This is a genomic window from Agrobacterium vitis, from assembly GCF_014926405.1.
Classification (GTDB): Bacteria; Pseudomonadota; Alphaproteobacteria; order Rhizobiales; family Rhizobiaceae; genus Allorhizobium; species Allorhizobium vitis_H.
Genome location: NZ_JACXXJ020000005.1, coordinates 2,077,814 through 2,089,661 on the forward strand (window position 1 = coordinate 2,077,814; position 11,848 = coordinate 2,089,661).

10 protein-coding genes are annotated in these 11,848 nt (G+C 56.5%); 8 read left to right on the plus strand and 2 right to left on the minus strand.

What is annotated here, in order from left to right:
- The first annotated feature begins 3 nt into the window (after positions 1-3).
- The 5 genes from IEI95_RS20975 (at position 4) to IEI95_RS20995 (ending at position 3,209) form a co-directional block, all read left to right on the plus strand.
- Positions 4-207, plus strand: coding sequence for a hypothetical protein (locus IEI95_RS20975; protein WP_015915412.1), 204 nt, complete (start codon positions 4-6; stop codon positions 205-207).
- A 234-nt stretch (positions 208-441) separates the two neighbouring features.
- Positions 442-1,734: an Hsp70 family protein gene (locus IEI95_RS20980; protein WP_156535196.1), complete on the plus strand. Its 1,293-nt coding sequence runs from the start codon at positions 442-444 to the stop codon at positions 1,732-1,734.
- Between the two features lie 58 nt (positions 1,735-1,792).
- On the plus strand, positions 1,793-2,689 hold the full coding sequence (locus IEI95_RS20985; RefSeq protein ID WP_156535194.1) for a uracil-DNA glycosylase: 897 nt from the start codon (positions 1,793-1,795) through the stop codon (positions 2,687-2,689).
- A 197-nt stretch (positions 2,690-2,886) separates the two neighbouring features.
- Positions 2,887-3,051, plus strand: coding sequence for a hypothetical protein (locus tag IEI95_RS20990; protein WP_156535192.1), 165 nt, complete (start codon positions 2,887-2,889; stop codon positions 3,049-3,051).
- Positions 3,048-3,209 carry a hypothetical protein gene (locus IEI95_RS20995; RefSeq protein ID WP_156535190.1) on the plus strand — a complete coding sequence of 54 codons (162 nt, stop codon included), beginning with the start codon at positions 3,048-3,050 and terminating at the stop codon, positions 3,207-3,209. The genes IEI95_RS20990 and IEI95_RS20995 overlap by 4 nt, the downstream gene beginning before the upstream one ends.
- An 81-nt stretch (positions 3,210-3,290) precedes the next feature.
- On the opposite strand, the gene IEI95_RS21000 is transcribed toward IEI95_RS20995, so the two are convergent.
- On the minus strand, positions 3,291-4,220 hold the full coding sequence (locus tag IEI95_RS21000) for a hypothetical protein (protein ID WP_156535188.1): 930 nt from the start codon (positions 4,218-4,220) through the stop codon (positions 3,291-3,293).
- A gap of 638 nt (positions 4,221-4,858) precedes the next feature.
- Between IEI95_RS21000 and IEI95_RS21005 the strand changes: the two genes are divergently transcribed.
- Positions 4,859-6,091, plus strand: a complete 1,233-nt coding sequence (locus tag IEI95_RS21005; RefSeq protein WP_156535186.1) for an MFS transporter — start codon at positions 4,859-4,861, stop codon at positions 6,089-6,091.
- Between the two features lie 11 nt (positions 6,092-6,102).
- On the opposite strand, the gene IEI95_RS21010 is transcribed toward IEI95_RS21005, so the two are convergent.
- Complete coding sequence (locus IEI95_RS21010) at positions 6,103-7,056, minus strand: DMT family transporter (protein ID WP_194416948.1); 954 nt, start codon at positions 7,054-7,056, stop codon at positions 6,103-6,105.
- 423 nt (positions 7,057-7,479) lie between these two features.
- Between IEI95_RS21010 and IEI95_RS21015 the strand changes: the two genes are divergently transcribed.
- Positions 7,480-8,592, plus strand: a complete 1,113-nt coding sequence (locus IEI95_RS21015) for a methyl-accepting chemotaxis protein (protein WP_156535182.1) — start codon at positions 7,480-7,482, stop codon at positions 8,590-8,592.
- Between the two features lie 324 nt (positions 8,593-8,916).
- Positions 8,917-11,595 (plus strand): aminopeptidase N, encoded by a 2,679-nt coding sequence (pepN, locus tag IEI95_RS21020; RefSeq protein ID WP_156535180.1) that lies wholly within the window; start codon positions 8,917-8,919, stop codon positions 11,593-11,595.
- Positions 11,596-11,848: the final 253 nt, after the last annotated feature.

Here is an 11,848-nt window from a genome sequence, read left to right on the forward strand (position 1 = left end):
CAAATGATTGTCGTGCGTTGGGCTTTAACAATTGTCGGCTTGCTGGCCATCGCCATGGGCATTCTGTGGATGGCGCAGGGTGCCGGGATTTTCCCCTACCCACAATCCAGTTTCATGATCAACCAAAGCCCCTGGATCATCTGGGGGGGCTTGCTGGCCCTGTTCGGCCTTGTCCTAACCTGGGGGTCGGGCCGGATTTTGCGATAACCTCGCGCAGTTCATAATTGCCGCTTCAAAGCGCCGCGTTTGACCGAACGCGGCGCTTTCATCTGTCAAGCCGTAGACGCGCTGGCAGCGGCTCTTTCTGGAAATCGATCCTTGCATCCTGCCCCAGCCTGTGTCATCAGGCCCGCTCGTTAAGCAAAGCCCCTCTCAGGCAGAGGCGCGCCCGCAACCGTCCAATCATTCACGCCAATAGACAGGCATCAGGGAGCAGCAGCCATGGCAAACGCGCTTGGGCTTGATTTCGGCACGACCAACACGGTCCTGGCACAGAGCATCGACGAGACCACCACCCATTCGGTGCAGTTCACCTCCATGGCCGGAACCACTGACAGCATGCGCACGGCGCTGTCCTTCATGAAGGATGCCCAGCTTGGCGCGCGCGCCCTGAAGGTGGAGGCCGGGCAAGCTGCTATTCGCCAGTTCATCGACAATCCCGGCGATTGCCGTTTCCTGCAATCGATCAAGACCTTTGCCGCCTCGGCACTGTTTCAGGGTACGTTGGTCCATGCGCGACGGTTTCAGTTCGAAGACCTGATGGAAGTGTTCCTGAAACGGCTGGAAGCCTATGCTGGCAATGGCTGGCCTGCGAATGCCAGCCGCATCGTCGCGGGCCGGCCCGTGCATTTCGCCGGTGCCTCCCCCGATCCAGAGCTTGCCATGCGCCGCTACAACGAAGCGCTGACCCGGTTGGGCTTTCCGGAAATCCACTATGTCTATGAGCCGGTGGCCGCGGCCTTCTATTTCGCCCAGCACCTGACGACGGATGCCACGGTGCTGGTGGCCGACTTCGGCGGTGGCACCACCGACTATTCGCTGATCCGGTTCGAGCGCAAGGCAGGCGTATTGTCCGCAGTGCCGGTCGGCTATTCCGGCGTCGGATTGGCCGGCGACCAGTTCGATGCGCGGATCATCGAGCATCTGGTCGCCCCTGAAATCGGCAAGGGCAGCCAGTTCAAGAGTTTCGACAAGATCCTGGATATTCCGAGCAATTATTACACCAGTTTTTCGCGCTGGAACCAGCTGTCGGTGTTCAAGTCCTCCAAGGAATTCGCTGATCTGAAGCAATTGGTGCGCCAAAGCCTTTCCCCGGACAAACTGGAGCTGTTTATCGATCTGGTCGAGCATGACGAAGGCTATCCGCTCTACCAGGCGGTATCCTCCACGAAAATGGCGCTGTCTGCGGCGGATGAAGCGGAATTCAACTTCTCGCCACTTGGCGCGGCCGGCCGCAAGACCGTCAAGCGCCAGGATTTCGAAAGCTGGATTGCCGACGATCTCACACGCATCGAATCGGCACTCGATGATGTTCTCACCCGGACAAACACCGAGGCAGGCGCCGTGGACAAGGTGTTTCTGACCGGCGGCACATCCTTCGTTCCGGCAGTGCGACGGATCTTCACTGAGCGCTTCAGCCAGGACCGAATCGAGAGCGGCGGCGAAATGGTATCGATTGCCCACGGACTGGCGCTGATTGGCGATCGCGACGATATTGCTCTTTGGACCGCATAACCGGGAGAAAATACGGTTTTCTGTTCCTTTCTGCCAATTGCTTGTCTAGAACAGACCAATGATTACCGCTCAGGACATGACTGCCGCCGAACTTGCCGCCCTTCTGGCTTTTCACGCCGAAGCCGGGGTCGATTGGCTTGTGGAAGATGCGCCTGTTGACCGGATCGCACAATTTGCAGCAGAACGGCAGGCGCGGACCAGGGGTGCGCCACAACAGGCCCCAGTTCAGGCCCGGGACCAACGGACCTCAGATCAGCGGATGGCGACCGCCCCTGTCGGTTCGCAGAATGGCCCTGCCCTCAACCGCGACCGCCCGGCGCCTCGGCCTGCTGCATCGACACCGCTTGCCATTCCCGATGAAACGGCAATCAACGACGCCCGGTTTGCCGCCGAGAGCGCTCGTTCGCTGGCTGAGTTGAAAGCGGCTTTGGAAGGATTTTCCAGCTGCAATCTGAAGACCAGTGCCCGCTCCACCATCTTTGCAGAAGGCCTCGCTGAGGCAGGCATCATGGTGATCGGCCCCATTCCGTCAGCCGATGACGATCGCGAAGGTCTGGCCTTTTCCGGCCGGACTGGCGCGCTTCTCGACCGGATGCTTGCTGCCATTGGCCTTCGTCGCGACGCGCTGCTATTGACCACCGCCATTCCCTGGCGCGGCCCTGGTGACCGCATGCCGACCCCGGCTGAAGCCGCCATCTGCCGACCCTTCATAGAGAGACAAATCGCACTGGCTGAACCGAAAGCCGTTCTCCTGCTCGGCAATTTCACCGCCCGGTTCTTCTTCGGTGGAACGGCGACAATCCATTCGATGCGCGGAGAGTGGCGTGACGTGGCCGCAGGCGGTCACGGCGTTGCGGCCATGGCAACCTTTCATCCGCAGGAATTGCTGCAAGCCCCGGCCACCAAGGCACTAGCCTGGCGAGATCTTCTCGCCTTCCGGCAGCGATTGGCTTGACACACAGCTTGCGACGATTGCCGGTTGTTCGCTTTCTCAACGAACCCATGCGCAAACCGCATGGCAGTCATCATTTTAGAGCCATTGAATTTTCTATATTGCAGTGCAATATATCCACTGTTGCAGGTGTTTGTCGGACATGAATGGTCGGCAATCGCCGCAAAGTCTTGGGAGGACCCTTTACAGGAACCAGGACGATGAACCGGAAACGCATTACACGGCCAATCCATAGCAAGTTCGAAACAGTGCGCGGGCAAATCCGTTCGCTTAAGGGCCTGCATAGCTATTACCGCATGGGCTATGTCGCCTGCGAACAATTGGCCTCTACGGCCTGGATACGATTGGAAAGAGACATTCGATGACCCACAGTTTCGACGGGACAAAGGCCAGACGCCTCGCAATCCGCCCGATGCGGGCTATTCAACAGATCCACGCGGCGGTCAGCGCATCGCGCGATTTCAGCCGTTCCGCCCGCACCGACGGGGATGACACCGTGCTGCAGGCAGCCATTCCATTTTAAAATGATCCCGCTTGAAAGCGGGACGGCGGTTTTCATCTGGAATGGATTTTGACTGAAACATCCTTGGTTGCGGCGTCTCGTTCAGCATCCTCTGCTTGATACCGAACGCGCTGCCGCAATAGGTTCGTTTTGCGGATGTGCTTGCTCCACTCCTGCGGCCAGCATCACCTCTTTTTCAAAGACCGCATCGAGAATAGCTGATTTGCGCGCCAGCCAATCGCGATATTCCTGATAGAAGTCTGCCGCCAGCCAGATGTGGCTGGCCCGGCCCGATCCGTTACGGCGAATGCAGCCGTGCTGTTCGGCCTTTCTCAAAGCCCTTTGCAGATGAGTGCGTGACATGACGAAACGTTCTGCCATGGCCGGGATGTCAATTGTCCCCAAATCGTAGAAATCATCCTCAAGGACTGCATTGGGTGTGAGGGATATGAACCTATCCATCACCAGAGCACCACTTTCCGTCCAAAGAAACAGGCCGATACGCTCACCTGGCTCGCGCCATTGCCGATCATCAAGGCACAGGCGCGCAAATTCCGGCTGAACCAGGAAAAGCAATTCTGGACGCTGCCGAAAGTGCTGCAATCGCTCACCACCATCGACATGATCGAGCACGGCGAGATTAACGCCAAGCCATCGCTGCATGGCGTCAATGCTGGCCTCGCTTGCCTCAAAACTGCGCGGGCGCTTGGCGCTGGCGGGGTGAAGGCGGATGAAGCGATAGGATAATAGTTGATCGACATAGGTCAGAACCGTATTGCGGCTGGCAATTTCGGTCTGGCAAATCCAGTCCACCAAGCCGCTGGCCGTCATTCCAGGACCGCTACTGCGTCCCGCCAGGTGATCCGCATAGAGCGCAAAGGCGGCTTGGGTCATCATCCAGCGCTGGTGCGAAACAAGCGCACGCGCCAATCGTGGCGTCTCATCGAACTGATCGCCGAACTGTGCCGCCATGACAGCTATCGCCTCGGCGAAGCGCCAGGAGGATGCAAGCGTTGCAACAGAAAGCGCCATGGACAATCCCAAGTTCAGCAATACATGAATAAGGAAAGCAGCAAAAGCCTACACCCAGCGAGCCATCGCCACCTACATCATTAATTTTTTATTGATCATAACAACAAAACCCGCCCTATTGCCAATCAATTCTTGTGAGACCCATCACAATTGCCAGGAATACAAGGAGATGCTTAACCTAAAAATGATTGATACGGTCATGCCACTTGAAATAGTGTCATTTTTACAAAACCAACATTATCCAAACTACGTCATCCTCATCCAAACGGCGCATGTCCGTCGTAGAGAGGCGATATTATACCATGTCACAGTCGACTTTGGAGCATCTTTTCACTACAGCATCCTTTATGGCTCCCTATCGCACGTATCCCAGCACTCAGAGCAAGGACCTTTCCACGACGCGTAACACGGAAAACCACTGAAAATGGCTCTTCGTATTCCACTTTTGCGTATCTTAAGCCTCCGGTGCGTTTGAGGGATTCAAAATTCATACAAGGCGAGGATGCGTCAGCGTCTTCGATGCCTTGTTCTATAAAGCATGCTGTTGCCTGTCATATCTGCGGCATAATCTTCGCCGTAAGTGGGTCCCAGTTAGAGTCGCTTCCCAGTCGCAGCCCCATTCCTGTTCGGACCATGCCATGATTGCCAGTCTCGCCTCCATCGGCGCCCTCATGCTCTCAACCCTGCTGATGATGGCTGGATTCGGGCTGATGAATTACATGCTGCCAATCCGGGCGATTGCCGAGGGGTGGTCGACATTCACCATTTCAATCATCGCTACCGGTTATACATTTGGCTTCACCACATCCTGCGTCGTCACGCCTCGCCTGGTGCAGAAGGTGGGACATGTCCGGGTTTTTTCCGCCTTAATCACTCTCCTGACCATGTCTGTCCTACTCTGCGCCATCGTTGTCGACTGGCGGGCCTGGACCTTGTTCCGAGGCATTGCTGGCTTTGCCATTGCCGGCAGCTACCTGATCATCGAAAGCTGGCTGAATGAGCGCAGCAACAATGAAAACCGTGGCGGATTGTTTTCCATCTATATGATTTCCTGCCTGGTTGGCTCGATTGGCGGTCAGTATATCGTGCCGCTTGGCGATCCAAGCCAGGTGACACTGTTCGTCGTCTGCGGATTGATTTTCTCCGCGGCTCTGTTTCCAACCGCTCTCTCCACCGCCCAATCGCCGGCACCACTGGCCCAGGCACGTTTCGACCTGAAGAAACTCTATATCCGCTCGCCCATTGCGTTTGTCGGTTCACTGCTGTCAGGCGCTCTATCGGGAACCTGGAGCAGTCTCGGCGCAGTTTACAGCCAACGGGTCGGTCTTTCGACGGCGGAAGGCGCTACCTTTCTGGCAGCCGTACTGGCCGGAGGCGCCATCGCGCAGATGCCGCTCGGGCGGCTGTCCGATCGCATGGACCGCCGCCGCGTTATGGTTGGCGCTGGCTTGTTCGGGGTGTTTTGCTGCGCGGTGATGATCATGCTGGGGGGAATTTCGCCATTGGCGCTCTATATCTGCGGCTTCTTTGTCGGCACCGTGCTTTATCCGGTCTATTCACTTAATGTCGCTCATGCCAATGATATGGCCGATCCCGATGAATATGTGACGATTTCCAGTGCCATCATGATTCTCTACGGCTTCGGCACCGTCACCGGTCCGCTGATAACGGGCGCAATCATGCAGGGCGTCGGTCCCAACGGACTGCTATTCAGCCTCGCCATCAGCTTTCTTCTCTACGCAGGCTATGCAGCATGGCGGATGCGGCAGCGCAGCGCTGTCCCTGACCAGCCCGGCAAGACCGAGTTTCAGGCCTCCTCCATCCCGCTCCAGGGCACGGAAGCCGTCTCCAGCAAGATCACCGATCTCTAACCCAATGCGGCTCAGGCGCCAGGAGTGGATGCCTTGCGCGCCGCACGGCGCTCGAGTCCCAATTGATGCTCGCGCAGGATGATGAAAATTCCCGCACCCGCCACGATCAGCGTGCCAACCAGGGTGTGAATGCTCGGAAGATCGTCAAACAGCAGATAACCGATCAGCGAGCCAAACAGGATGGAGCTGTATTCGAACGGCGCAATTGTCGAAATATCGGCATGGCGGTAGCTTTCCGTCAGCAAAATCTGGGCGAGGCCGCCGCAGATCCCCGCAAAGGCCAGGAGACCTAGCTGGCGGATGGAGAGATCGTTCCATCCGAATGGCAGACTGACAAGCGATATCAGCGCCGCGATGATCGAGAAATACAACACGATCGTGGCCGTTTTTTCTTCACGAATGAGTTGGCGGACCTGCAACATCGCTGCGGCTCCAAGCGTAGCGGAGGCGAGCACGGCAAGCGTCCCCATGCCAACCTCGGAACCATAAAACCCGTCCTGCAACAGGGTCAGCTTCGGCCAGGAAATAATCACCACACCGACAAGGCCGATGGCAACCGCCGACCAGCGATAGAGCCTGACGGTCTCGCCCAGGAAAACCGCAGCAAACACCACGGCAATCAGCGGCATGGCATAACCGATGGCAATAGCATCCGGCATCGGCAGATGCACGAGGCCGTAAAAGCCGCAAGCCATGGCGGCGATGCCGATCAACCCGCGCTTCACGTGCCCAAACACATTAGCCGTTCTCAAGCCGGTCCTGATCTGTCCCAGGCAGGCAAGATAGGCCAGGATGGGGATGAGCGCGAAGGCGGAGCGATAGAAAGTGATCTGTCCTGCAGGCACGTCATCACCTGCCAGTTTGATCGCTGTCTGCATGGCAACAAAGACCGTAACAGAGGCGACCTTGAACACAATGCCTCTGATCGGGCCTCTGATCGGACCCGCCGATACTTCACTGTTCATGACGCTGGACTCACAAGGCCGGCTGATATGCGGGCCATGACATCAGGGAGACGACCGGCCATGGGGTATCAGCCAGCACGTCAGATAACTCGACCATTGCCGATTCGGACCAACCGCGCAAGAACAAGGTCAGCATTTACGAACATTACCGCCTCGCAAACATGCGAAGCGCACTGTTGTTGGACAACCAAGAATACTGTCGCAACCATAAATAAAAATTACACAATTATTATTTATAAATCATACACTTAACTCAAATCGACAAAAATCATTAATCTATCCTCGACAACAAATCGCACCCAAAAACAATAGATTTTAATTTATTATTACTTAACCAAGTCATGCGTTACTTTGTTGCAAAGCAATATATTATTTTTCTTCCCACTTTGGGTCATCGCGCCCCTGGCTTCAGGATTTATCGCCATGTCAAATTCGCCAGCACCCCTCCGCCAGAACCGGGTCGTGAACGCAACGCCTCGCTCCATGCGGCTGATCACCGAAAGCATTGGCGGTGATCTCGAAACATTCAGCATGAACAATACATTGGTGGTCAAGCAGATCCGCCTGCTGGCGATCAATGCCCTGATTGAAGCCGCGCGCGCCGGTGACACGGGCAAGGGCTTCGCGGTCGTGGCCAATGAAGTTCAGCGCCTGGCTCAAAGTGCAGCCGACATCGCCAAACAGTTCGAGGACAATGTCCTGAGCCGCATAAAGCTTGGCAGGGCCATGGCCGATGGTTTGGTTCAAGAAATGGAAGGTGTGCGGCTGACCGATCTCTGCCTGACGCTGGTGCAGTTCATCGTCCGCAATCTGTTCGAACGCACCGCCGATGTCCGTTGGTGGGCGACAGACACCGCCCTGTGGTCGGCGTTGCAAAATCCAAACATCGAAAACTTCAACCATGCCTCGGAAAGGCTGGGCGTCATCAATCGGTTCTACACGGTCTATCTCGACCTGGTGATGACGGATGCCAGTGGCCGTGTCGTCGCCTCTGCCAATCCGCGCTACCGAAACAATCTTCAAAACAAGAATTTTGCCCAGGAACCATGGGTCAAGGCCGCCGGTCAAACGAAAAGCGGCGACGACTATATTGTTGACGAGGTCAAAAAAAGCCCTCTGCATGACAACCGAGACACGCTGGTCTATGCAACCGGCATTCGGGCGGGAGGCCGTTCGGACGGCGAACTGCTAGGAATGCTTGGCGTCTATTTCGACTGGCAGGCCCAGGGTCAAGCCATTGTCGAAAAAGAAGCCAATCTGCCGCCGCATCTCGTCGACAAGACCCAGGTCATGCTGCTCGATGGTTCGATGAGGGTGATTGCCAGCTCCCATCCGAGCCGGATCTACACCCATTTCCCGCTGCACAATAGCCAAGCAAACCAAAAAGGCAGTTACTATGATGACAGCGGAAACATCATCGCCTTTGCCAAAACTCTTGGTTACGAAGACTATGACGGTCTTGGTTGGTACGGCGTGATTATTCAACAAACCGAGGCGGATCAGGATATTCGCGCAAAGCTTGATATCGGTCTGTGACCCAGGGCAATACCCCGGTGGTTCCAGCTGAGACCTGCCGGCACACCCAAAGCCAGACCTCGGCCCAGGATATTTCTCGAGCATTTCCAACAAAAGTACAATGCGGCTTTGGCAAACGGAAATCTTTGAAAACAATGAGATAGCTCATTTTTCTGTTTTCGTGAGACAAGGAAATGATCTGGTGCCATCAAGAATAGACAATAATAGATCGGATTTTAGCAATCGTTCAGAAATTGATGTCATCATACCCATGAATTGCGCTGGCCCGTTCCATCGAAACGCTTGCGTATAGTCGATTTGCAATAGGACGATCAGGATATATTGATGCGTACAGAAACGGGCCAGGTTGTCAGCCTGGCGGATTATCGCCCGACCGAGTTTGTCCTGGAGCGAGTGGACCTGACTTTCGAGCTTGATCCAACAGACACAAAGGTCGAGGCCCGCCTGATCTTCCATCGTCGTGAAGGTGCCGATGTCGCCGCACCGCTGGTGCTGGACGGCGATGATCTGGTTCTCTCCAGCGTGCTGTTCGACCAGATCGAACTGGAGCCGGAGCGCTACAGCGCCACCGCGCGCTCATTGACGATCCGCGACCTTCCTGCTGCCGAACCCTTTGAGATCACCATTACCACGCTGATCAATCCTGAGGCCAATACCCAGTTGATGGGGCTTTACCGCTCGAACGGCATCTATTGCACCCAGTGCGAGGCCGAGGGCTTCCGCCGCATCACCTATTTCCCGGATCGACCGGACGTGCTGTCGGTCTATACCGTCAATATCATCGCTGACAAGCAAGCCAATCCGCTGCTGTTGTCGAATGGTAATTTCCTGGGTGGCGCGGGCTATGGCGAGGGCAAGCATTTTGCCGCATGGTTTGATCCCCATCCCAAGCCCAGCTACCTGTTTGCACTGGTGGCAGGCGATCTCGGCCTGATCGAGGACACGTTCACCACGGTGTCGGGCCGCGAGGTCGCGTTGAAAATCTATGTGGAGCACGGTAAGGAACCACGCGCCGCCTATGCCATGGATGCGCTGAAGCGCTCGATGAAATGGGATGAAGATGTGTTCGGGCGCGAATACGATCTGGATATTTTCATGATCGTCGCCGTGTCGGATTTCAACATGGGGGCCATGGAAAACAAGGGCCTGAATGTCTTCAACGACAAATATGTGCTGGCCGACCCGCAAACCGCCACCGATGCCGACTATGCCAATATCGAAGCGATCATCGCCCACGAATATTTCCATAACTGGACCGGCAACCGCATCACTTGCCGCGACTGGTTCCAACTCTGCCTGAAGGAAGGGCTGACAGTCTATCGCGATCACCAGTTTTCCGCCGATCAGCGCTCACGCGCCGTCAAGCGCATCGCCGAAGTCCGGCATTTGCGCGCCGAACAGTTTGTGGAGGATTCCGGACCGCTCGCGCATCCGGTACGCCCGAATACCTACAAGGAAATCAATAACTTCTACACAACCACCGTCTATGAAAAAGGCTCTGAAGTCACCGGCATGATCGCCACCATCCTCGGGCCGGACCTGTTCAAGGCTGGGATGGATCTCTATTTCGAACGTCACGACGGCGATGCGGCAACGGTCGAGGATTTCGTTGCCTGCTTTGCTCAAGTGTCCGGGCGCGATCTTACCCAATTTTCTCTCTGGTATAACCAGGCCGGTACGCCGAATGTGACGGTATCCTGCGACTACGATGCTGGCACGAGCCTGTTTACTGTCGAGTTGGAACAAGTGATCCCGCCGACACCCGGCCAGCCAAACAAGCAGCCGATGCATATACCGCTGCGCTTCGGGCTTCTGGCGGCGGATGGCACACCACTCGATACAGCAACTGTGGACGGTGGTGAAATCAGCGGCGACGTGCTGCATCTGACCGAACGTCGGCAGGTATTCCAATTTTCAGGCGTGAAGGAACGTCCGGTCCTGTCGCTCAACCGGGGCTTTTCGGCACCCGTCATCCTGCATTTCAGCCAGGCAAGTGCGGATCTGGCGCTGATCGCCCGCCACGATAGCGACCTGTTCTCTCGCTGGCAGGCGCTGACCGACCTCGCCTTGCCGGTTCTATGCGACAACGCGCGCCAACTCTCCACCAAGAGCGGCACAGACAAGAGCGCAACCGATAAAGCATCCATCGCGGCAAGCGATGCCCTGAAACAAAGCCTGCTTGCCATCATCGCCAACGATGCGCTTGAGCCTGCCTTCCGCGCCCAGGCGCTGGCGCTACCGAGCGAAGCCGATATCGCCCGAGAACTGGGCAGCGACATCGACCCGGACGCCATCCATCAGGCACGCCAGGCGGTGCTGGCTGATATCGCCATTGAGGGCGCGGATCTATTTGCCCGCCTTTACGATAACATGGCGACTGAGACCCCCTACAGTCCGGATGCTACTGCCGCAGGCAAAAGAGCGCTGAAAAATGCCGCGCTTGGCTATCTCGTTCAGGCTAAAGGCGAGCCGGCCAAGGCCGCCGAGGCCTATGGCAAAGCCGACAATATGACCGACCTGTCGCATGCGCTCGGCGTTCTCGCCTATCACTTCGGCGATACGGAAGAGGCGCAGGCTGCACTGGCCAATTTCCAGACCCGGTTTGCCCAGAACGCATTGGTACTGGACAAGTGGTTTTCCATCCAGGCCACCATTCCGGGACACGGTGCGCTGGAACGGATTGAAGCGCTCATGCAAAATCCGCTGTTCAACGCCAGCAATCCGAACCGCGTTCGCGCGCTGATCGGCAGCTTTGCCTTTTCCAACCCGACCGGCTTCCACAGCGCCGATGGCAAGGCCTATGACTTTCTTGCCGAGGAAATTCTGGCCATCGACAAGCGCAATCCGCAGCTTGCTGCCCGCCTGCTGACCTCGATGCGCACCTGGCAAAAGCTTGAGCCCGTTCGTGCAGCCAAGGCCAAGGCGGCCCTTGCCCTTATCGAAAGCTCAAACGGCCTTTCCAACGATGTCCGAGATATCGTCGAGCGGATGCTGAAAGGCTGAATGCCTCCCGCGTTTGGTCTTCCCAAAGCGGCGGTCGCACATGCGTCCGCCCCTTTTTTCTGCGCAAGCCTGGAGTGAATGCTCATGTGCTGACAGCGCAGGCCTGATTCGAGGCCTGATATGTGCGGCTGCAACAGTCACGCGATCATGAAAAGCTGATTCTTCGCAAGAGGTTAACAAGCGGTTAGTTTTTTCGACTGGACAGGAAGAATCCCTGATGATTCATTAGGTTAGATTTGGAGCGAGCGGCGCG